This window comes from Lentzea xinjiangensis, from assembly GCF_900110955.1.
GTDB lineage: Bacteria > Actinomycetota > Actinomycetes > Mycobacteriales > Pseudonocardiaceae > Lentzea > Lentzea xinjiangensis.
The window spans coordinates 1-20798 of the sequence record NZ_FOFR01000023.1 but is presented as its reverse complement, the minus strand read 5'-3'; the positions used below and the strand labels follow the sequence as shown (position 1 = coordinate 20798).

At 70.8% G+C, this 20798-nt stretch carries 21 protein-coding genes and 1 pseudogene; 11 read left to right on the top strand and 11 right to left on the bottom strand.

The genetic code is table 11. The features are described 5' to 3' along the window. Positions 1–53: 53 nt before the first annotated feature. The gene (locus tag BMW88_RS34240; RefSeq protein WP_089959136.1) at positions 54–1214 is read left to right on the top strand and encodes an oxygenase MpaB family protein; all 1161 of its coding nucleotides are present in this window, start codon (positions 54–56) and stop codon (positions 1212–1214) included. A gap of 105 nt (positions 1215–1319) precedes the next feature. Next, the gene (locus tag BMW88_RS34235) at positions 1320–2261 is read left to right on the top strand and encodes a Leg1-related protein (RefSeq protein ID WP_089959133.1); all 942 of its coding nucleotides are present in this window, start codon (positions 1320–1322) and stop codon (positions 2259–2261) included. 16 nt (positions 2262–2277) lie between these two features. Here BMW88_RS34235 and BMW88_RS34230 read toward each other — a convergent pair whose 3' ends face one another. Continuing rightward, complete coding sequence (locus BMW88_RS34230; protein ID WP_089959131.1) at positions 2278–2637, bottom strand: hypothetical protein; 360 nt, start codon at positions 2635–2637, stop codon at positions 2278–2280. A gap of 226 nt (positions 2638–2863) precedes the next feature. Here BMW88_RS34230 and BMW88_RS34225 point away from each other — a divergent pair, with 226 nt between their 5' ends. Both BMW88_RS34225 and BMW88_RS34220 read left to right on the top strand, forming a co-directional pair. Continuing rightward, on the top strand, positions 2864–3742 hold the full coding sequence (locus BMW88_RS34225) for a CPBP family glutamic-type intramembrane protease (RefSeq protein WP_177221555.1): 879 nt from the start codon (positions 2864–2866) through the stop codon (positions 3740–3742). Positions 3743–3800: 58 nt separating this feature from the next. After that, the gene (locus BMW88_RS34220) at positions 3801–6596 is read left to right on the top strand and encodes a helix-turn-helix transcriptional regulator (RefSeq protein WP_143116401.1); all 2796 of its coding nucleotides are present in this window, start codon (positions 3801–3803) and stop codon (positions 6594–6596) included. Between the two features lie 73 nt (positions 6597–6669). Here the strand turns inward: BMW88_RS34220 and BMW88_RS34215 are convergent. The 3 genes and pseudogenes from BMW88_RS34215 to BMW88_RS34205 form a co-directional block, all read right to left on the bottom strand. Then, positions 6670–7506: pseudogene (locus tag BMW88_RS34215) on the bottom strand (GNAT family N-acetyltransferase); the annotation flags it as partial. A 15-nt stretch (positions 7507–7521) separates the two neighbouring features. Further along, positions 7522–7725, bottom strand: a complete 204-nt coding sequence (locus BMW88_RS34210; RefSeq protein WP_143116400.1) for a hypothetical protein — start codon at positions 7723–7725, stop codon at positions 7522–7524. Positions 7726–8198: 473 nt separating this feature from the next. Continuing rightward, the gene (locus BMW88_RS34205; protein ID WP_089959121.1) at positions 8199–9557 is read right to left on the bottom strand and encodes a hypothetical protein; all 1359 of its coding nucleotides are present in this window, start codon (positions 9555–9557) and stop codon (positions 8199–8201) included. 349 nt (positions 9558–9906) lie between these two features. Between BMW88_RS34205 and BMW88_RS44365 the strand changes: the two genes are divergently transcribed. The 3 genes from BMW88_RS44365 (at position 9907) to BMW88_RS34190 (ending at position 11267) form a co-directional block, all read left to right on the top strand. Next, positions 9907–10173, top strand: coding sequence for an aldehyde dehydrogenase family protein (locus tag BMW88_RS44365; RefSeq protein WP_218148313.1), 267 nt, complete (start codon positions 9907–9909; stop codon positions 10171–10173). Positions 10174–10261: 88 nt separating this feature from the next. Next, the gene (locus BMW88_RS34195) at positions 10262–10813 is read left to right on the top strand and encodes a DoxX family membrane protein (protein WP_143116399.1); all 552 of its coding nucleotides are present in this window, start codon (positions 10262–10264) and stop codon (positions 10811–10813) included. A 190-nt stretch (positions 10814–11003) separates the two neighbouring features. Further along, entirely contained in the window at positions 11004–11267 is a 264-nt protein-coding gene (locus BMW88_RS34190; RefSeq protein ID WP_089959118.1) for a GlsB/YeaQ/YmgE family stress response membrane protein, read from the top strand. A 25-nt stretch (positions 11268–11292) separates the two neighbouring features. On the opposite strand, the gene BMW88_RS34185 is transcribed toward BMW88_RS34190, so the two are convergent. Continuing rightward, positions 11293–12159, bottom strand: a complete 867-nt coding sequence (locus BMW88_RS34185) for a DNA-formamidopyrimidine glycosylase family protein (protein ID WP_089959117.1) — start codon at positions 12157–12159, stop codon at positions 11293–11295. Positions 12160–12241: 82 nt separating this feature from the next. On the opposite strand from BMW88_RS34185, the gene BMW88_RS34180 reads away from it, so the two are divergent. Further along, positions 12242–12553 (top strand): hypothetical protein, encoded by a 312-nt coding sequence (locus BMW88_RS34180; protein ID WP_089959115.1) that lies wholly within the window; start codon positions 12242–12244, stop codon positions 12551–12553. Between the two features lie 40 nt (positions 12554–12593). Here BMW88_RS34180 and BMW88_RS34175 read toward each other — a convergent pair whose 3' ends face one another. Together BMW88_RS34175 and BMW88_RS41325 are read right to left on the bottom strand one after the other, a co-directional pair. Continuing rightward, positions 12594–13661 (bottom strand): spore photoproduct lyase family protein, encoded by a 1068-nt coding sequence (locus BMW88_RS34175; RefSeq protein WP_218148312.1) that lies wholly within the window; start codon positions 13659–13661, stop codon positions 12594–12596. Positions 13662–13894: 233 nt separating this feature from the next. After that, complete coding sequence (locus BMW88_RS41325; protein WP_143116398.1) at positions 13895–14314, bottom strand: hypothetical protein; 420 nt, start codon at positions 14312–14314, stop codon at positions 13895–13897. 309 nt (positions 14315–14623) lie between these two features. On the opposite strand from BMW88_RS41325, the gene BMW88_RS34165 reads away from it, so the two are divergent. Further along, positions 14624–15121 (top strand): MarR family winged helix-turn-helix transcriptional regulator, encoded by a 498-nt coding sequence (locus BMW88_RS34165; protein WP_245778246.1) that lies wholly within the window; start codon positions 14624–14626, stop codon positions 15119–15121. A 121-nt stretch (positions 15122–15242) separates the two neighbouring features. On the opposite strand, the gene BMW88_RS34160 is transcribed toward BMW88_RS34165, so the two are convergent. After that, a complete protein-coding gene (locus tag BMW88_RS34160) occupies positions 15243–15884 on the bottom strand; it encodes an isochorismatase family protein (protein ID WP_177221554.1) in 642 nt (213 codons plus the stop codon). A gap of 79 nt (positions 15885–15963) precedes the next feature. On the opposite strand from BMW88_RS34160, the gene BMW88_RS34155 reads away from it, so the two are divergent. Next, a complete protein-coding gene (locus BMW88_RS34155; protein ID WP_089959108.1) occupies positions 15964–16536 on the top strand; it encodes a TetR/AcrR family transcriptional regulator in 573 nt (190 codons plus the stop codon). 20 nt (positions 16537–16556) lie between these two features. Here the strand turns inward: BMW88_RS34155 and BMW88_RS34150 are convergent, their stop codons facing one another. Together BMW88_RS34150 and BMW88_RS43705 are read right to left on the bottom strand one after the other, a co-directional pair. Further along, positions 16557–18053, bottom strand: a complete 1497-nt coding sequence (locus BMW88_RS34150; protein WP_089959107.1) for a molybdopterin-dependent oxidoreductase — start codon at positions 18051–18053, stop codon at positions 16557–16559. 78 nt (positions 18054–18131) lie between these two features. After that, entirely contained in the window at positions 18132–18941 is an 810-nt protein-coding gene (locus BMW88_RS43705) for a three-helix bundle dimerization domain-containing protein (protein WP_245778245.1), read from the bottom strand. 357 nt (positions 18942–19298) lie between these two features. Here BMW88_RS43705 and BMW88_RS34140 point away from each other — a divergent pair, with 357 nt between their 5' ends. After that, complete coding sequence (locus BMW88_RS34140; RefSeq protein WP_177221553.1) at positions 19299–20045, top strand: anti-sigma factor; 747 nt, start codon at positions 19299–19301, stop codon at positions 20043–20045. 83 nt (positions 20046–20128) lie between these two features. Here BMW88_RS34140 and BMW88_RS34135 read toward each other — a convergent pair whose 3' ends face one another. Continuing rightward, positions 20129–20794, bottom strand: a complete 666-nt coding sequence (locus BMW88_RS34135) for a fasciclin domain-containing protein (RefSeq protein ID WP_089955703.1) — start codon at positions 20792–20794, stop codon at positions 20129–20131. Between the last annotated feature and the right edge of the window lie 4 nt (positions 20795–20798).

Below are 20798 nucleotides of genomic sequence, written 5' to 3'. Positions count from 1 at the left end.
GGTGCCCACAAGGAGTGAAGTGGTGATCACTCAGTAGTGAAGGAGTCCCTGTGATGGACACAGCCGCGTTCGAGGCCCTGAAGTTCCAGGGCGATCCTCTCGCCGATGCGGTCATCGCCGATCTGGTGGGCACGAACCGCGTCAGTGTGGTCAACGAGGTCTTGGAGCACTTCCGCACCAACGACCAGCCCATTCCCGAGCAGCTTCCCGGGCCGGTGCGCGAGTTCCTGGTCCTGACCGACAACCCACCGGAGTGGGTGGAGCCCGACCGGGTGGCGCGGGCCTACGACTTCTTCATCGACGACGGCGTGCACGTCGCCTCTGTGCTGACGTTCGGCGCGATGGTCAACTGCTACGCCCACGCCCGCGCGTCCCGGGCGCTCACCCTGACCCACGGCCTCAACCAGCCCCACCGGAGGCTCTCCGAGACCTCCCAGTTCGTCATGAACATGATGGGCCGAGACGCGTTCGGCTCAGGCGGCTCGTTCGTGCCCACCATCCAGAAGACGCGCCTCATCCACGCCGCCGTGCGCCACTTCCTGACCGCTTCCGGCCGCTGGGACGTCGCCGTCGACGGCGTTCCGGTGTGCCAGCAGGACATGGTCGGCGCCCTGCTCATCTTCTCCGTCCAGGTGATCGAAGGCATGCGCCGCATGGGCATCTCCGTCACCGAACAAGAGGCGGAGGACTACTACTACGTGTGGCGTGCCGCGGGCGCCATGCTCGGCATCCCCGCCGAGGCCGTACCGGAGTCCATCCACGACGCCCGCGAGCTCAGTGCCGCGATGGTCGAGTCCGTCTACGGGCCGTCGCCGGAAGGCGTGGTGCTCACCCGGCACCTGCTCGACCTCTACGAGAAGCTGTTTCCCGGCAAGGTCTTCGACGGCATCGTCGCCGCGATGATCCGCCAGGTCGTCAACCCCGAGGTCGCCGACTGGATGGAGGTGCCGAAGTCCCGCGCCTGGACCGGCGTCGTGCGCGCCGGCACCCGCCTGGTGCGCGCGCTGGAACGCGCCGAGGACAACAGCGCTCTGGCCAACACCATCCTCGACCGCGCCGGCGCCATCCTGCTGGGCGGCAGCGTCCGCAACCTCACCGACGGCCAGTCCACCACCCTCACCATCCCCGCGGACCTGCGCGAACGGTGGGAAGCCGAAGACCGCTCCCCCGTCGCCACCACGACGAGGACGACCGCCAGGAGCGTTGATCCGTAGACCTGTCGGGCTTCGCACGGCACGGCCGTGGGCCGGACCGGCCCTTGGCACTCCGGCAAGTCCCGCGCAGATCCTGTCGCCGACTCACCGCGGAGGATTCCGGCCATGTCTCATCCGGACCGGTTGGAGGAGCTGGACCTGTACTCGGTCTGGGCGACGGCGCGGGACCTGGAGGGAGCGTTCGACCCGTTCTCCTTCGAGCAGCGGATGGCCGCCTACCGGACGATGATCGCCAACACCAACACGGACGACCGGTTCGGCGCCGACAACCGGCACAACCCGCTGTGGGGTCTGATGTTCCAGCACCAGTGGCAGTTCCGCACCGACCGGCTCGGCGCCGGCACCCGGCAGGACGGGCGAATCGATCCGGACTCGCCCTGGGGCTATGGCAACTACACGCTGAGCGTCGTCCCGTGGCTCGGCGCCGCGGTCGCCGGGGTGGTGCCGGCCCTGCCGGTCGCCGACCCACCGACCCGCTCGCGGTTCCGGTACGTGACAGGCGGGACCGTCCCGGAAGAGCTGGTCCCGGCGGTGGCGGACTGGCGCGCCTACTTCTTTCTGGTGGCCGGCGGTGATCTGACCGATCCCGAACCGGCGCGCCTGGCCCTCTGGAAGGCGCACAAGACGAGCTTGGACGTGGTGGTCGGCGTCCTCGCCGACGTCGACACCGACCCCTGGCCCGATCTGGAGGTCACCTTCCTGCGCGGCTGGTGCCGGATGGTCGACTACCTGTGGGCGGCCGCCTGGCCCACGGACTTCACCTTCATGACCGCTCACGGACTCGACGTGCTGCCCGAATCACTCCTCACCTCACCCGAGGACTTGGACGCGCTACCGGCCAAAGCTCGCGGCAACGTCGTGAACGTCCTCCGCCTCGCGACCACCCCTCGGTGGCGCTACGGCCTCAACCTGCTGCTGTGGAGGCGGATCATGCGGACCCGTGAAGCCCGTGACCGGGTGCTGCCCCTGCTCGACGCGGTGTTCGACCCCAGGCCGGACAACGCCGCCGAGCGCCGGGCGGTGCTCCGCCACCTGCTGCGACGCTGAGCGTCCGGAACGTCGTTCAAGACGTCGCCGACCGACCGGCGGCCACGATCGCGGTGAGCACGCGGTCGAGGTCGGCTCGGGTGGTGCGCGGGTTGATCGTGCACAGCCGCAACGCCACCACACCGTCCACTGTGGTCGTCGTGATGAACGTGCGGTCGCTCTCGTTGATGGTGCGGCCGATCATCGTCTGGAGCTCGTCAGAGCCCTGGCGATAGCGCAGGCAGACGATGCCGAGGCTCGGTCCGGCGACCAGCTCGAGCTCATGGCAGCAGCGGAACCGCCGGTGAACGACGCGCCCGGCGAGAACCCGCTCGCCGGGCGCGTGGCGTTCGGACTCCTGCTCCTCGGAGATCCACAGGTCGTCGAACTCCGGCACTTCCCCACATCGGATTGATTTCCGCCGACGAACGCGTGCCCGCATCGAATTCGGGGAACAGCGGCGGAGCGCGGGCTGCGACCCGCTGAAACCACCCTGTTGTGCGATGTGGCAGCCGAGCAGCCCGCAGAGGCCGACACTACGCTGCGGAATACCGGTCGAATTCGCGGACGCGTCCTGTTGTCCGGTTTGGCCGGTCACAGCGGAGCGGGGAGGCAGGAATCAGTTGCGATCGAATCTGCGTTCTTCCGAATTCACACCGCTGGCTGCCACCGCGTTGTGGCCGTTCACTCGCCCCGGCCCGGCCGACGGGTCCTCTCGCCGCCAGAAGCTGCTCTTGCTCGCCATCGCCGCCGGCGCCTACGCATTGGCGTTCGGCTGGCCGATCCACCTGGCGGTCCAACGCCTGACAGCGCCTGCGACGGACCTTGTCGCAGGCGAGTCCGATGTGTGGCTCGGCGTGGCCTTCAACGTCCTGGCGATCATTGTCGCCCTGGCCACCCTCGTGGCCTTCAAGATGGCGCGTGCGCCGCTTTCGGCAGGCCGGCTCACGACGCTGAGTTTGCGATCGGCCTTCTACGCCGCCGGTATCTGGGTGTTGTCCCAGATGTTGTCGGCGCCGATCAGCGCCGTCGTCGACGCCAGTTCGGCAAGCCACGACTCTCCGGAAATCTCGATGCAAGCGGACCGCGGGCTCCAGCTGGTGTACTGGATCACCTGGTCGATCGCGGCCGGCGTCAGCGAGGAGATCATCGCCAACGCGGCTGTCGTGCGAACCTGCGAACTCTGGAACGTGCCGACCTGGTTGATGTACGTACTTGTCGTCGTTGCGCGCTTGTCCTTCCACATCTACTACGGGCTGGCTGTGATCGAGAAGGTGCTCTGGGCGCTCATGAGCGCGTGGGCCTACCGGCAGGGAAGGCTGTTGTGGCCGTTGATCGGCATCCACGTCCTGCTCGATGCCCTTACTGCCGTGCAGGCATCAGTGGATGCTCCGCAGTTGTCCGTGGTGTCGACTCTGATCACTGTTGCGCTGGTGACTTACGTAATAGCCTGTCTCGTCTTTCGATCGCGCCGCACGCACCGAGCCGGCACCGACGGCTGAGGCCGTGTTCGTCGCCGCGTCCCACCCGGCGAACCGTGGGCCGGACCAGAGGACCGCGATGGCCGCGACGCCCGTCACGCTCCTGGTCGAGGGCGCGACCGGCATCGGCAAGACGGCGCTTCTGGACGTGGCGTGCGAACTGGCCCGCGAACGCGGGTTCGTGGTCTGCCGGGCGACGGCGTCGCCGATGGAGCGCGAGGTGCCCTTCGCCGTCGTGCAGCAGCTCTTCGAGCACCTGCGCGAGGAACCGCTCCCCGGCCGGAACGACGAAACCGCACCGCATGGGCACGACGTCATCGCCGGGCACTTCACCGCCGAGGCGGACGACCCGGCGGAGAGCCGCGTCCACCAGGCGGTCCGGGGCGTTTACCGCTTCACCGCCGGTCTCGCCCAGCGCGCCCCGCTCTGCCTGGTCGTCGACGACGTGCAATGGGCGGACGTGCCGTCGTTGCGCTGGCTGAACTACCTGGTCCACCGCGTGGTCAAGCTGCCGGTCGTCATCCTGGTGTCCCGCACGCCGGGGATTCGGCCGACCGATCCCCTGCTGATCGCGGAGCTGGAGATGTACTCGGAGCGCATGAAGCTCGCGGTGTTCACGACGCGGGACGTCGTGCAGCTCACCGAGCGGATGCTCGGGCGCACGCCGGACGAGGAGTTCGCCGCGGCCGTCATCGACGCCACCAGCGGCTGCCCCATGGTGACGAGCCACGTCCTGGAGCTGATGCGGGAACGATCGGTGCCGCCGGACGAGAGGGCCGCGGCCGCACTGCCCCGCCCCGATCCCGTGGAGCTCGGCCGATCGATGCTCGCGCGGCTCAACCGCCAGTCACGCCGGCTCGTCGAGGTCGCCAAGGCGATCGCGGTCGTGGAGCCGGCCGACCTGGACCTCTTGGCCGCCGTCCTCGGCACGAACAACGGCGCTGCCGCCGACCAGGTGCGGCAGCTCGAGGGGATGGGCGTGCTCGCACCGGAGGGCGCGCTCACGTTCGCACACCCGGTGCTCAAGAGCGCGATCGACAGCGCGGTCTGCTACGAGGAACGCGAGGAGCTGCACGCCAGGGCCGCCCAGTTCCTGCACGACACGCGGGCGCCCGCTCCTCTCGTGGCAGGCCACGTCCTGCGGACGTCCTCCCGCCTGGGTGCCTGGGCAGTGGAGGCCCTGCGCACCGCCGCCGACACCGTGATCGTCGAGGGCGATCCCCGCTCCGGCGCGAAGCTCCTCGACCGGGCCCTCGACGAGGATCTCTGCGCCCCGCAGCGGAAAGAACTGCTGGTGCGGCTGGGTCTGGCCGAGACCTGCTTCGACCCGCGGATGGCCGTGGTGCACCTGCAGGAGGGGATGACCGGGCTGGACGACCCGGAGGAGGTCGTCGCGGTCGCCTGCCGGCTCGCCCAGGTCCTGTACTTCGACGGTGCGTACGACAACGCGAGCGAGGTGCTGCGGCGGACGATGAGCGAGATCGGGCCGAAGATCCCCGCGGCCGTCGACGTGTTGCGCCTGCTGGAACGCATCACCGTGCCGTCGCAGGACGCCTCCACCGGTCAGGTGGACCTCCGGCGGTTCGACGAGCGGGAGTGGCGCCGCGGTGACGCGCACGGCCGCGCGTTGGCGGGGCTGATCGCCGAGGACGCCAGCAACCGGGGTGTCGACCTGGCGCTGTGCCGGGAGGCGGCGCTCGCGGCGCTGTCCGGAGGTGTGGCCTCGATCCTGCAGCACCCGCAGCGGATGGTCGGGGTGCTCAACTCCTTGCTGCGCGCCGACGAGGTGGAGCTCGTGCTGCGCCACTGCGACGAGATCCTGCTCGAAGCCCACCGCGAAGGGCTGACGATGATCACGCTGCTCGGCCACACCCTGCGGTCGCGGGCGCACCACCACCGCGGATCCTTCGCCGAGGCGGTCGCGGACGCGGAGCTGGCGTTGTCCGCGACGCAAACCGCGAGGCTGCCGTCCGACCACTTCGGACACGTCTACGCCGTCGACGCCCGAGTCCGCGCTCAGCTCGCGCTCGGCGATGTCGACGCGGCGGAGAAGGCGCTCCAGCCGTTCGGCAAGTTCAGGGCACTGCCGCACACCTGGCACCACACCGCGCTCCTGCACGCCAGAGGCGCGCTGCGGATGGAGCTCGGCGACAGCCAGGGAGCGCTCGCCGACCAGCTCGAGTGCGGTGAGCGGTTCGAGGCCTGGGGCAGGCCCAGCCCGGCATTGCGCCCCTGGCGGTCCTACGCGGCACTGGCACACCTGCGGATCGGCCGGCGCGAGCCCGCGCTCGACCTGGCGTCGCGGGAGTTGGAGCTGGCACGGGCTTGGGGTGCGCCGACCGTGGTCGGCCGCGCGCTGCTGACGGTGGGCATCGCGACCGGTGGCGCCGCCGCGGACCCGTGGCTGACCGAGGCCGACTCGGTGCTGAGGCGGTCGTCCGCCCGGATGCTGCACGCAGAGGTGCTGCTGGAACTCGCCGGCACGCGGTGGGAGCGGGGTCAACACGACGCCGCCCGGCACCACCTCGCGGAGGCGAAGAAGCTCGGCGAGCAGTGCGGCGTCGCCGTGGAGCCGGGAGAGCGGTTCGCCGGCCCGGCCTCCACCGGCACACCACGCGCGCACGTCCCCCGGCCCGCCGGGCCGACGAGGGTCGTGCCGCCCGATCCCCGGACGACCGTGCTCGCGCTGACGCCGCACGAACACCGCGTGGCCGGCCTGGTGCTCGAAGGGAACTCGAACGACGAGATCGCGCACAAGCTGAACGTCTCGCGCCGCACGGTCGAGTTCCACCTCACGAGCATCTACCGCAAACTCGGCGTGCGCCGCCGGACCCAGCTGTCCGCCGCACTCGCCGGCTTCATCGCGCGGAAATGAGGTCACCGGGGGAAGGCACGCCGGGCGGTGCGGCTCTCCCCCGATGCCAGGCCGCACGCCGGACGGCCTCCGGTCAGTCGCTCTCGCGGCCTGCGGCTCCGGCACGCCGGTCGCGCAGTTCGGAGATCTTCGCGTTGACCCCGGCGGAGACGCGGGTCGTCCGGTAGCCGAGCCGGTGGTTGATCCTGATCATGTGCTCGTTGTCGCCGCCGGTCCCGGTGTGCACGCGGTCGATCTCCGGCCGTTGTTCCCGCAGCCGCCGCAGCATCCGGGCCTTGACGCACAGCCCGAGCCCACGGCCGCGCTCGGAGGGGCTCACCACGGTGTCCCGCTGAACGCCCCACGTGGGCAACGTCGGGTAGAGGTCCAGCAACGTCAGCGCGGCGACTTCGTTCGTCAGCTCGTTCACCGCGAGCACACCGCGCCGGCCGATGCCGCTCGCGCGCAGCTCCGCCTCCGCCTCCCGGACCCGGTCGACCGTCCACACCGGGAACACCAGGCGGGACTCGCCGATCGGCGCGTCGCGCATGGCGGTGAGCGTGCGGGCGAACGAGTCCACCAGCTCGTCCGGCACCGCGCCGGAGAAGTCCACCACCCGGTACCCCGCGGGGACGAGCACGTCCCACGTCGCCGGGTCGACGTCCGCCAGGTGCAGCCACTGGACCACCATCGGCTTGGCGGTGCGCAGGCCGACGGCCGTCGCCCAGCGGTGCCCGGGACCGTCGACCTCCAGGTCCCACCCCTCGACGACCGTCCTGCCGCGCGCCTCCAGCAGCGGTAGCAGCAGGTGCAGGACGGCGGTGCCGACGCCCGCGCGCCGCCGGTCGGGGGCGACCGTGATGCTCGTCAGCGCGACCTGGTCGCTCTCGCCCGGCAGCAGGTACACCCCGGCCGTGGCCACCAGCTCGCCGTTCCGGCGTGCGCCTCAGAACTCGTGCGGACCGCACCCCGCGTCGGGCAGGCGCAGGTCGGCGAGCCACTCGTCGAAGGGCCGCGCCTCCCGGCCGGGTCTCTCGTGCTCGCGGACGGCCATCGCGAACCCGTACCAGGCCAGCAGGTCGGCCCGCTGCGCCCGATCGGGGTCGAATGCTTCGAGCTCGACGTCCCCCACCATCTCGGTCCCCTTCACGCACGCGCCAGAGCGGCTCGCGCCGATCCGAACGCCCACCGGTGCCACAGCCAGTATCCGGCAGGCACCGGCCGGCGATCCAGGCCGTGAGCACGCCGCCGCCGCGCCCGCCATCCTCCGATCGGAGGATGGCGGGTCTACCGCGTCGGCGGTGATCCCCGGCCGCGTGATCGATCCGGCGCGACCCCTCGCGGCGGCAGGCTGTTCCCACAGCGTTCGACGCCGGCCGACGCCGCGGCCCACCCTGACAGTCCACTGAGGACTTAGCACGGATGAAGAAGGAACCCCTTGCGATCTGCTCGACCGTCACACCGGGCTCGCGGTCACGGGGAACGCGCATTACCCGCCATCGGCTTGATCTCTGCGCCGGTCTTCTCATCGTTGTGCTCGTCTACCAGATGATCAGGCGGGCCCCGGATGACAGATGCTGAGCCGATACGCGTACCGCGGCAACGAGACGAGCACGGCATGACCTACCGCTCGCGCCTCCACCGCAAGCCGGGGAACCAGCGGCGGCGCGGATGGATGTGCAGGGTGTCGACGTGTTCCGCCTGCAACGCAATCCCGTGCACCGTCCCGGAGATGTGGTTGCGCACCCCCATGTCGTGGTGGTCAGCGGACGACGGGCCGATCGGCGTCACGACGTGGATGCGTTCCGTGCGGTGGCCGCGACGGAGGCTGATGTACTCCTCCAGCTCGAGCTGATCGACCTCGCAGTCCCCCAGCTCGGCCTTGGCCGCGCTCTCACACGCGGCGGCCAGTCCCTGCCTGCTCGCCAGCGTCTGCTCCACCTCGCGGAGTCTGGCCTGGGCTCGGGCGCATTCTCGCTCCCGTTCGGCTTTCTCGGCCGGGGTCTCGGGAACATGGCGCCACGCCAGGGGCGGGTTCACAGCCTGCTCGACGGCCTGTTTCGCCTTGCGCGCCTTCTTGTCCAGACCGAGGAACGCGACCTTGTCCGGATGCGCGCGAACACTCCGGATCATCTCGGTCAGCCAGCACAGCACGGCATCATGGCCGGTGTCCGAGCCGGCGAGTTCATCGAGCTCCCGACGCCACACCTCCGCCTGCTCCGGCGCGATCAGCCCCAGATGCTTGCGCAGCCCCTCGAACTGCGCGCCCACGTCGGCGTCGGCCAGCAACGCCCGCGTGGTCCGCAGCGGTTCCCGGACCGGCACCTGCGCCAACCGGCTTTGGCCAGTTCCGAGCTGTTTGAGGGCCCCTTTGAGCGCGTCGCGTTCGTCCATCAGGTCCCCGTCCCCCGGCTCGTGCCCGGGGTGGGACGCGATTCCCTTGCACAGCCGGTAGATGCTCGTCTCCGGCCGGAGCCGGACCAGCACGTCCCGGTCGTCGCGCAGGCACAGCACGAGCACGGCGGGCAGCCGGGCCTCGGGAACGCCGAAGTGGTGGGCGCAGCGCGTGACCGCCTCGGTCCATGCGGCTTGCTGCTCCTTGAACCGCCGGGGCGGGAAGGGGGAGGACTTGCCACGCGGGCGAGCGCCCCGACCGGGGACCGTCAGCACGGTGTGGTCCAAACCGCGCGCGTCGTCGAGCGTCAGCCTCTTCCAGTAGTAGGTCTCTGGGTTGTCCACGGCGAAGTAGCGGCCCTCCCTCTCCTGCTCCTGCAGCACGAACTCGGGGTCGGGGCACAGCACCGCGATGCGTTGGCCCGTCACGTCGTGGATGCTGGTCCAGTCGCGGATCAGCTCCTCGTGCAGCGTGCGGGCCTCCGCGGTACGGGCGAGCACGACGATGAGCCCGAGGTAGCCCTCACGGCGCGCCGCGTCGACGATGTAGGGCAGCGCCTCCGGCGCGGTGACCGGAACCTTCCACATGCGCGCATAGTAGGCCGCGTTCGACCCCGTTCGACCGCCTTCGTCGACAAACCATGAAGCCGGCCCAGCAGGGGTTGGTTCGTCACTGACCGTTGACCAGTAGCGAGGCCGGGTTGGATGAGTGGATGGACACGTGGGAGACAGCAACTCGGCAGGCATGAACGCACACATGCCAACGCTCGACGACCACCACGGCGGTGATCCGGTCACTGACCGGCGCATCTGCGCGACGGGACCGAGAAGGGCCGACCCTTCTACGACCTGGCCGAGGTCGCCGATGAGCTCGTCGGCAAGGTGCTGGTGCTGACCGGCTGCCGCAAGGGCGCGGTCCGGCGCGCGCCGGCTGGCGGTGAGCATCTGGACCGCCGACACCGGCCGAGCCGTGCGCCTGGCACGGACGATCATCAGCGGCGCGGTGTTCGCCAACGCGGTCGTCGCCTCCGATCCCCGCCTTCCCTTCGGCGGCACCAAACGCAGCGGGCACGGCCGCCGCCGGCATCGGCGAGTTCACCACCATCCGCACGTTCTGGGTCGGCGACGCGTGATCGACCGGGTGAGTCGCACGCGTCCGTGGCCCGTGCGGACAACGGCTGAGCGGAGGCGCCGTGGGTCATGACGTCCCGGCCGGATCGGGACCAAGGACCGCGTTCGCACGCCACCTTCCCGAGAAGACTCCTGTGCAGAGAACTTCTTGGGAGGTAACGATGTCCGCTGTTCACGCCCCGTCGCGCACCGAGACGGAAACGGGTGCCGCGGCCCTCGCGGTCCTGCGCATCGCGACCGGTCTGCTGTTCCTCTGGGCCTTCTTCGACAAGGCGTTCGGCCTCGGCTACGCCACCCAGCCCAAGAACGCGTGGTTCGAGGGCGGGTCGCCGACCAAGGGCTTCCTCAGCCGGGTCGCCGTCGGGCCGTTCGAGTCGGTGTTCCACGAGATCGCCGGCGCCTGGTGGGCCGACGTGCTGTTCATGGCCGGCCTGCTCGCGATCGGCGTGGCGCTGGTGCTCGGCATCGGCCTGCGGATCGCCGCCACCAGCGGATCGCTCATGATGCTGCTGATGTGGGCGGCGGAATGGCCCCCGGCGCAGCGCACCTCGGGCGGCGAACCCACGATGTCGACCAACCCGCTCATCGACTACCACATCATCTACGCCCTCGTGCTGGTCGCGCTCGCGGCCACCGCCTCCGGCGCGAGCTGGGGACTGGTCCGCCGGTGGCACGATCTCCCCGTGGTCAGGGCGAACACCTGGTTGCGGTGACCACCGCCAGGAACGGGGCGCCTCCGCTCCTGTTCGGACCGCGTGTCGAGGCAGTGGCGTCCCCGACGTTCAGCCACCGTGGACCGGACCGGATCCGTGCGCCACCCGATTCCACCGTGGAGGAGTGGTTGAGCGGAGAACCGGTTGGGTAGCCAAGTCGAGCAACGCAATTGACCACCAGGAGGCTGACGTGATCGGGTTCATCGTCGCCGGACTGATCATCGGCGCGCTCGCCCGTCTGATCAAGCCCGGCAAGCAGCACCTCGGCATCGTGGCGACGCTGCTTTTGGGGCTGGTCGGTTCCGTCATCGGCGGCACCATCGCCAACCTGCTCGGCACCGGGGACATCTTCGAGCTCAACGTGCTGGGCTTCATCATCGCCGTGATCGCCTCGGTGCTGCTCATCGGCGTCGCGGAGGCCATCGCCGGCCGCAACCGCGCGAGCGTGCGATAAGGTCTGACGGACTCTCCGGCCCCGGTCACCCCAGTGGTGACCGGGGCCGTCCTTCGTTCGGGGCTCGACTCGCTGTTCCTCGCGCTTCCGGACTCGTCATGCCTGGCAGACCGGACACCACCAGGTTTCCCGGCCGTGTGAGGTGAGAGCGGCCGGGCGGAACGCGATCGGTGCGGCACAGCGCAGGCACGGACGTCCCGCCCTCCCTGTACACCCAGTGCCGGGGCGTGGGTCTGCCGGTGGTGTTCTGGGCCGGGTTCGCGAGGACCGCGTGCCGCAACCGCCGCCGGGCGTCGGCGAGCAGCTCGTCGAGGCCGTCGACGGTGCCGGCGGCCCGCCACGGGTTGACGCGGTGCAGGAAGAGCAGCTCCTGCGCCCACATGTTGCCGAGCCCCGCCACTCTGCGCTGGTCGAGCAGCGCCGCGACGATGGCGTCCGCACCGGCGGCTGCCACGCGCGTCGTCGCAACGGTGAGGCTGTCGACGCCCGCGGTGTCGTTGCCGAGCAGGTCCGGGCCGAGGTGACCCACCACCGTCCGCTCGTCACACGTCTTCAGCACGGTCAGCACCGGAAGCGCGACGCCGACGAGCGTGCGGCCGTCGTGCAGGCGCAGCGCGATCCGCAACCGGGGCATGACCCGTGCGGGCAGCCTCTTGTGCGGACGCAGCACGGACCACGAGCCAGTCATCCTGAGGTGGGAGTGCACCGTCAGCCCGGCATCGGTGCGGGACAACAGGTGCTTGCCCCGCGCACGCCAGTCGAGGATGCGCTGTCCGGCCAGGTCGACGGTGGCGAAACGCGGATGCCGGACGTCACTGTGGACGATCAGCGAACCGGCGGTGGCGGTGTGCAGCCGTGCCGCGATCCGCGCCACGGTGTCGCCCTCCGCCATCGCACCATCATCACCCACACCGGTATCCGGTGCATTCACGCGACGAAAAGCCCGGCTTCCCGATCGGTGCGATCCTGGTGCGATGGCCGAGCCGGAGCACACGCCAGACGGGCACTTCGTGGTGATCAACGGGCGGCGCTGGCGGGCCACCGACCCCGAGATCCCGCCCGAGCCGGCGGCCCGGTTGCGCAGCCTGCTGATGGCGGCTCGCCGGGACGTCGGCGCCGCCCTCCGCGCCGACGACGCCGAGGCGGAGCGGGACGCGCGCGCACGAGTCCACCTCGCGAAGATCGCCCTCGGCGAGCGCGGCACCCCGTGGTGGGAACAGACGGCGAGCGAACGGCGGCATCGGTGGCAGAGCGGCTTGGCCGCCCTGGACACTCGCGCCACCTGAACGAGTGGACGGCACGGCTCCCGAGGCGGAAGTTCCTCGCTCAGAAGGCGTACCGGACGCGCAGGTACGGAGCGTGCGCCTCGACGAGTGCGAGGAACGAGTCGAGGAGCTCCCGCTTGAGTCCCCGCCGGTAGCGGACGTTGACCCCGCCGCCTTCGCTGCGCTTGGCCTCCTGGAGGTCCGGGCGCCACAGGAGGTCCTCGGCCCGCGGGTGCCAGCGCAGGTTGACCTCGTGCAGCGGCTGGTTGTGGGTGAGCATGATGACCTCGGCGGCGAGCTGGTCGCGGGTGGCGGAGGAGGCCGCGTCCCCGAGCGACTCGAGCAGCTGCCGCCAGTCCTCGAGCCAGCCGTCGTACACGACGACCGGGCTGAGGTTCACGTGCACCTCGTAGCCGGCGGCGTGGAAGTCGTCGAGGGCGGCGAGGCGTTCGGGGACGGGGCTGGTGCGGATGTCGAGCAGTTTCGCGGTGCGTTCGGGCATCAGGGAGAACCGGACGCGGGTGCGGCCCCGCGGATCCCACTCCAGCAGGTCGCGGTTCACGTACTTGGTCGCGAAGGACGCCTTCGCGGTGGGCAGGTCGCGGAACAGCCGCACCAGGTCCCTCACGTTGTCGCTGACCACCGCGTCCGCCGAGCAGTCGGAGTTCTCCCCGATGTCGTAGACCCAGGCCCGCTCGTCGATCTGGCCGGGCTCGGTCATCGGGCCCTGCCTGGCGACGTGGCGGGCCAGGTAGCCGGTGATCTGCTCGATGTTCGCGAACACCGTGATCGGGTTCGAGTACCCCTTGCGCCGCGGCACGTAGCAGTAGGCGCAGGCCATCGCGCACCCGTTGGCCGTGGACGGGGCGATGAAGTGCGCCGAACGCCCGTTGGGCCGCGCGCTGAGGGACTTCTTCACCCCGAGCACCAGCGCTTCGCGCTTGATCCGCACCCACCGCCGCGCGTTGGCCTCGTCGCCGTGCAGCTCGGGGATGCGCCAGTGGCTGTCGACCTCGACCCGGTCCGCGTCGGGGAACCTGTCGAGCACCTCACGGCCTCGCGGCAGCAGCGCGGCGGCGGGCTCCACGTAGATCCGGGTCGGGCTCAGCAGCGGTGTCGAGGTGCTCACCCCTCCAGTGTCCGGATGACACCGACAAAAACGCCGCTCATGGCGCTGCGCTGGACCGTGAGCTGCGTCATCGGCCGTCTTCGTCAGTACCGAGGACCGGCGAGTACGGGCTCAAAGGACGACGTTGAGCAGGAGGGTCAGCACAACGGAGGCGATCACCGAAAAGGCGATCATCAGGAGGCACCCGAGACGCCCACCGAGGGGACGGATCTTCACCTGGGCAGTCCCCTTGCTCAGCGGTTGGCGTCGTCGCGCCGACGACTGGCCGCCTTGGCCAGACCACGGCTGATCATGTAACCGATGGTGAGGAAGGTGATGTAGCGCAACGCCTGCTCGGCGTTGAACGGATCCGCGGTGTCGGCGTCGCCGCCGACCATCAGGGACGTGATCACCACTGCGGCGACCGCGGCGAGGAACACGAAGAACTCGGTGGTCTTGAACGACGGTTTCGTCTCGACATCCGCTCTGTGTGCCACAGGGGCACCGGGAGCCAGGTCACCCGCGACCCTGCCGCCCTGGAATCCCGGATTTCCCGAAACGCCGCCCATCGGACCTGTTGCGCTGGTCATGTCGGTTCTCCTGCCCGAATTGATGAAAATCGATTGACGGTTGATGGATACCCTTCCCCGAGTGGCACAAACTGCCGACGACACGACCTGATCGCATTGGCACCCGTTCCAGCCATCAGCCCCGGAAACAGCACGCTCCGCGGTTACCGAAATCGCACACTCGGGCACGCTCAGCTATCAGCACATCGAAACCTCTTCGAAAAATGCCACTTGGTCGGCAACCAGCGCCACGCAGCCGAAAGGAAGTACGCGTCCGTCCTGGTGCTGCTCCCGCAGAGACGGCGGGCTTGACCGCTTCCACCCGTTCTCCGCATCCCGGCGGAGCTTGTGAGCTGGACCACGCGGCAGGCATTTGCCCGCGCTCTCGCCGCAGTGGACGAGGAGCATGGACCCGTGGCCGGAGAACGAGACAAGAAGAAGGTCCCGAGCGCGGCGGAGCGAGGACCGGTCAGCCACGCCCTGTTCCGGGTGGTCCGGCTGCACCGGATGCTGGCGGGCCAGCTCCTGCGGGACCTCGGTCTGCACCGCGGCCAGGAGCTGCTCCTGATGCACCTGTGGGACTCGGGCCCGGTGCGCCAGACGGAGCTGATCGCGGTGCTGGACTCCGACTCGGCGACCATCACCAGGATGGTGCAGCGCCTGGAGAAGGCGGGCCTGGTCGAACGGACGCCCGATCCCCGCGACGGCCGGGCCACCCTGGTGTCGTCCACTCCCGCGGGCGTCGCGATGCGGGCGGAGATCGAGCGGATGTGGCACGACCTGGAAGCGTCGACGGTCGGCGACCTGTCCCCCGCCACCCTGGCGCCGGTGCTGGAGGCGCTCGCCGAGATCGAGACCAACCTGGCGGCCGCGGTGGCCAGGTCCGGCGGACCGACCGGCTCAGTCCACTGAGGACGTCGCCGGCCCCGCGACCCGGCGGGCGGGCCGGTGCGCCCAGACCACCGCGACGGCGCCGGCCCCCACCCAGGCCGGCACGACCGGTGAGGACCGGGCCGCCGAAGTGCGCACGTCGTCACGCCGTCGCGAGACGGCCCTGCGCGACCCCCGCGAAGAACGTGCGGCCACCCATGGTCATGTCCGGGTGGAACTCCGCCATGAGCTGCTGGCGGATCGGCGAGCCGGCGAACCGCGGCTCGAGCTGGAACTCCGCGGCCACGGACCACCACGTGACGGGGACGATGCCGGCCATGACCATCCGCTGGACCGCCACGGTGTGCGCCTCCGCACTGGTGCTCGCGGAAGCGTCGACGACGACGTAGGTCTCGTATCCCGCGCGCACCGCGCCCAGCGCGGTCTGCAGCACGCACCCGTCGGTGGCGATGCCGCCGATCAGCAGGCGGTTCCGGCCGGTGGCCTCGACGGCCGCGCGGAAGCCGGGGTCGAGGAACGAGTCGAACGCGGTCGCGCGCTCGATCACCGGCTGGTCCTCGCCGATGGCGGCCAGCACCTCCGGGTAGAGCGGGCCGGAAGGCTTCGACGCCTCGCCGTTGGTCACGACGAGTCCGGCGCCGTAGAGCTTGGCGGTCTTGGCCAGGCCCGCCGCCGCGGAGAGGTGCTGGCGCAGGTCGTGCGAGCGCAGCAGGGTGGCGAAGCCGACCGCGTAGTCGACCAGCACCACGGTGGAGTTGTCGGGCGAGAGGGGCGCGAGGTTCACGGCAGGTCCTTCGGTCGAGAGGTTAATGACCATCTGTTCATTAACTTACGACCTCAATGACCGCGTGTACAGTACGGGCATGCCTCCTGCGTCACAGCCCGCGCGCCGCACCCGTGACCCCGAGGCGAAACGGGTCGCGATCCTCGCCGCCGCCCGGGAGGAGTTCGCCGAGCACGGGTTCGCCGGTGCGACGATCCGCGCCATCGCCCGCCGCGCCGGTGTCACGCACGGGCTGGTCATGCTGCACTTCTCGTCCAAGGAGCAGCTTTTCCTCGCCGCGGTCCCCGGAACGCGCGACCTGACCGGCACCGTGGAGGGCGGCCTGGACGGGCTGCCCGAACGCGTCGCGACCGCGTTCGTGCAGCGCATGGAGTCGGCCGACGGCGCCGATCCGTTCATCGCGCTCGTGCGCAGCGCCGGCGACCAGGAGGCGGCCAGGGCGTTGCTGCGCGCCATGGCCAGGGAAAGCGCCGCCGCCTACCGCGAGGTCCTCACCGGGCCGGACGTGGAGGCGCGCGTGGAGCTCGTCGGCGCGCTGCTGATCGGGGTCACCTTCAGCAGGTACGTGACCGGGGACGGCGAGCTCGCCGCCATGCCCGCCGACCGGCTCATCCCCTACCTGGCCGAAGCGCTCGCGGCGTTCCTCCGCTGAAGGGCGTCCTGCCGACCGGGTCAGGCGACCGAGGTGAACACCATCGAGTGCCAGCCGGTGGCTCCGTCGGGAACGGGAGCGGCGCGTTCGTTGGTCTGGGTGTAGCCGGTGCGGTCCGTCGCGCGGCATTCCACGGTGTGGCTGCCCGGCTTCAGGTCCAGCTCGACGCGCCACATCCGCCAGGTGTCGACGTTGACCTCGGTGCTCAGCGTGGCCGGCTGCCAGGGCCCGCCGTCGACGCGGACCTCGACGCGGTCGATGCCGATGTGCTGCGCCCAGGCGATGCCGGCCGCGACGAACCGGCCCGCCGGCACCCTCTCGAAGGACTTCGGCCGGTCCACCCTGGACATGACCTTGACCGGGGCCTTCTTCGCCCAGCCGCGCTGCGCCCAGTACGGGTCGAACCCGTCGAACGTGGTCAGTTCGGCGTCCACCAGCCACTTGGTCGCGGAGACGTAGCCGTAGAGACCGGGCACGACCATGCGCACCGGGAAGCCGCGCTCCAACGGCAACGGCTCGCCGTTCATCCCGAGGGCCAGCATCGCGTTCGATCCGGGCGCCATGATCGAGGCGACCGGGGTGCCGCACGTCCAGCCGTCCACGCTGCGCGTCGCGAGCTGGTCGGCGCCGGGGCGCACACCGGCCTCCCGCAGGAGGTCGGGAAGCGAGATGCCGATGAAGTTCGACGTGGAGATGTACGGACCGCCGACCTCGTTGGACACGCAGACCAGGGTGATGGTCTTCTCCACCAGCGGACGCCGCAGCAGGTCGTCGTAGGTGAGCACCATCTCGTTGTCCACCATGCCGTGCAGCCGCAACCGCCAGTCCTCCGCCCGCAGGCGGGGCACGGTGAGCGCGGTGTCGACCCGGTAGAACTCGTCGTTCGGCGTCAGGAACGTCGGCGTGCCCTCCCGGGAGAAGTCGGCGCCGAACGGGATGCCGGGCGCGGTCTCCCCCGGACGCAGCGCGATGCCGCGCCGGGACGCCTCGACGTCCACCCGGCCGGCGAGCCACTGCCCGCCCACCGCCGCGACCCCGGCGCCCCCGGCGACCGCCGCGGCCGACAGCAGGAACCTCCGCCTGCCCGGCGCCACGGCGGGCGCCTGCGACCACAGCCAGCGGAACGCCGCGACCCCGACCACGAGGCTGGCCAGCGGCGCGAGCACCGACCACGCGGTCGTCGTCGGCCTCGCCAGCACCGCGGCGATCCCGACCAGGCCGAGAACGCCCGCGAGGGCGGTGCCGGGCCAGGGACTGCGCCGCGACACCAGTCCCGCCACCACGCCGAGCGCCACGAGCACGACCGCCATGCCGCCGAGCAGGACGAGCTTGTCGTTCTCACCGAACGTGCGGATCGCGAAGTCCTTGACCGGGTGCGGCGTCAGGTCGATCGCGGTGTTGCCGACCGCGAGGAACGGCGACGCCAGCGGGCTCACGATCCCCGCGACGAGATGACCTGCCGCCAACGCCGCGGCCACCGACACCAGGCCGATGAGGATCGTTCGGGTTGCTTTCACACCTGACGTTCGTAGCGGACGGCCCACCGGATTGCCCCGCGCGAACACTCCCCCGAGGACTGCTCCGCCAGCGGACGGTCACACCGTCGCCCGGCGCAGCAGCCGGTGCGTGCGCCGGACAGCCGCCAGGCGCTCGTCGACGTTGATCTCCAGTGCCCGCACCACCGGATCGTCCGGCCCGCGGCGCTCGCGGATCTCGGCGAGGCGGTTCTCCACGGTCGTCGGATGCCCGTCGGGGCTGGTGGTCATGTCGCAGTACCACAGCGCGTCGCGGAGCCGTCCGCGGTCGTCGTCGAACTCCGCCAGCTCGTCCGCCAGCCCGAGCACCTCCGCGACCGCCGCGGAGCCGGAGTGGTACGCCACCAGGCCGCAGACCCGCCGGGGCACACCGGCCCGCAGCAGGTACCGGGCGCCGTCGAGCGAATGCAGCCCCGTGTCGGCCAGTTCCGCCGCATACCCGATGTCGTGCAACCAGGCCGCGGCCACCAGCAGGTCCTGCTCCTCCGCCACCAGCACGCGCGCGACCTGCTCGGCCCGCCGCGCCACACCGGCGCTGTGCGCCCAACGGCGTGCCATCCGCCCGGCGAGCAGCCGTCTCGTCGTGCTCCTCGCCCAGTCCGACAGGTGTGTTCGCGGCGGCTCGGGCAGACCGGCCGAGAAGCCTCTGGCCGAGACCCGCACAGCACGTTCCACGAGCAACGGGACGAAATCCCGTACCCGTGCACCGCGGAAGCGGGCCCACGCGCGCTCGATCCACTCGTGCACCAGACTCGGTGGCACCTCGTCGTGCTCCCGGACCAGCCGGAACTCCAGGCGCCGGAGGTGCTCGTCCACCTCGGGTCGCCGCGCCGCTGCCAGTGTGGCGGCACCGTCTTGCACTCCATGCACCGGACCACGGTAGACCTCGCGGCAGCACCGCTTCCCGGCTGCTTCCCGCACCGCGCGTTCGACCTGATCAAGCACGCCCGCGGACGAACAGAACCCGGACAGGCGCCGCGGCGTGATCGCCGGGTCGCACGAAGAGGCGGGGCTGACCGAAGCCGGCCCCGCCCTTGATCACCTCGTGGTCACACCTGCGCGGAGTGCTCCCCGCGGGTCCGGGACGCGGCGTCGCCGCCGTCGCCCGCCGGACCGGTGGCACCGGAGTCGCCCGAGGTCACCTCGGTCCAGGACGTTTGACGTCCCACGACCGGTTCCAACGTGGACGTGGGCAATCCAAACGCCGGTCGGCTCCGAAGGAGGGACGTGAAACCGGGAAGATCGCGTGCGACCGACCCGCACCTGCTGACCGGTGCCCATGCGCTCAACGCGGTGCCCGACGCGGAACGAGCCGAGTTCGAGTCGCACCTGGACGCGTGCCAGGGCTGTGCGGACGAGGTGACCGAGCTGGCGGAGACGGCGGCGCGGCTCGGCAACGCTGCCGGCCGCGTCGTCCCCGCCGGCCTCCGGCCACAGCTGCTCACCGCGGTCCGGGGCGTGCGGCAGCTCCGGCCGGCCCCCGAGGTCGGCACCACTTCCTCGCGGCGCCGAGGTTTCCGGCGCGCCGCGGCACTCGTCTCGGCGGCGTGCGCGGTCGCTGCGGCGGTGGCCGGCGCGCACGGCGCGCTGACCTCGTCGAGGCTCGCTCCCGTCGCCACCTCCCCGCGCACCCGGACCGGTGACCTGCTGGCGGCACCGGACCTGCGGCTCGTCACCGCGGGAGCACCGGCGGGCACCGCGGCGGTGTCCCGCAGCCGCGACGAGATGCTCTTCCTGGCCGACGACCTGCGCACGTTGCCGGACGACCGCGCCTACCAGCTCTGGCTGGTGGACGACCGCGGCCCGCGATCAGCCGGGGTGCTGCGCCCGGCGGGCAAGGCGATGTCGATGCTGGTGACCGGGATCGAGGGTGTCGGTGAAGCAGTTCTGACCGTCGAGCCCGCGGCCGGATCACCGAGCCCGACGACCCCTCCGGTCCTCACGGTCGTCCTGGTGTGGAACGGACGTCGATAAGTCCACTTCGGACTCATTGCGGCGGACGCCGAAAATCCGGGAACAGCGCGCTGTTCCCGGACTCCGGCGTGCCGTCGGGCTGATCAGGCGGGCATCAGGACCGAGTCGATGAGGTACACGGTGGCGTTGGCGGTCTTCACGCCGCCGCAGATCACGTTGGCGTCGTTGGCCTTCAGCGCGTCGCCGGAGCCGGAGACCTTCACGGTGCCGGTCTGCACGGTCTTCTGGTCACCGGCGATCTTGTCCGGGGCGATCTGGCCGGGCACGACGTGGTAGGTCAGGATCTTGGTCAGCAGCGCGTCGTCGGTCTTGAGCTTCTCGATCGTCGCGGCGTCGATCTTCGCGAACGCCGAGTCGACCGGCGCGAAGACCGTGAACTCGGCACCGTTGAGGGTCGAGACCAGGTTCACCTTCGGGTTCAGCTTCCCGGACACGGCACTGACCAGCGTCGTGAGCAGCGGGTTGTTGCTCGCGGCCACGGCCACCGGGTCGGCGGCCATGCCCGACACCGACCCCGCACCGGACGGGACCTGCTTGGCGTAGTCGGCACAGCCGGGGCCGACGAGGGCACCGGCCGGGCCGGCCATCGCCGACGACGACGGCGCCATCGACGACGCCGACATGGGCGCGGCGGGCGCGGTGCTCGAACTGCCACTGCCGGCCATGTCACCCGAACCGCACGCCGCGCCGAACAGGGCGAGCGAGACGGCGCCGGTGGCGAGAACGGTGTTGCGGACGGTCTTGTTCATGACG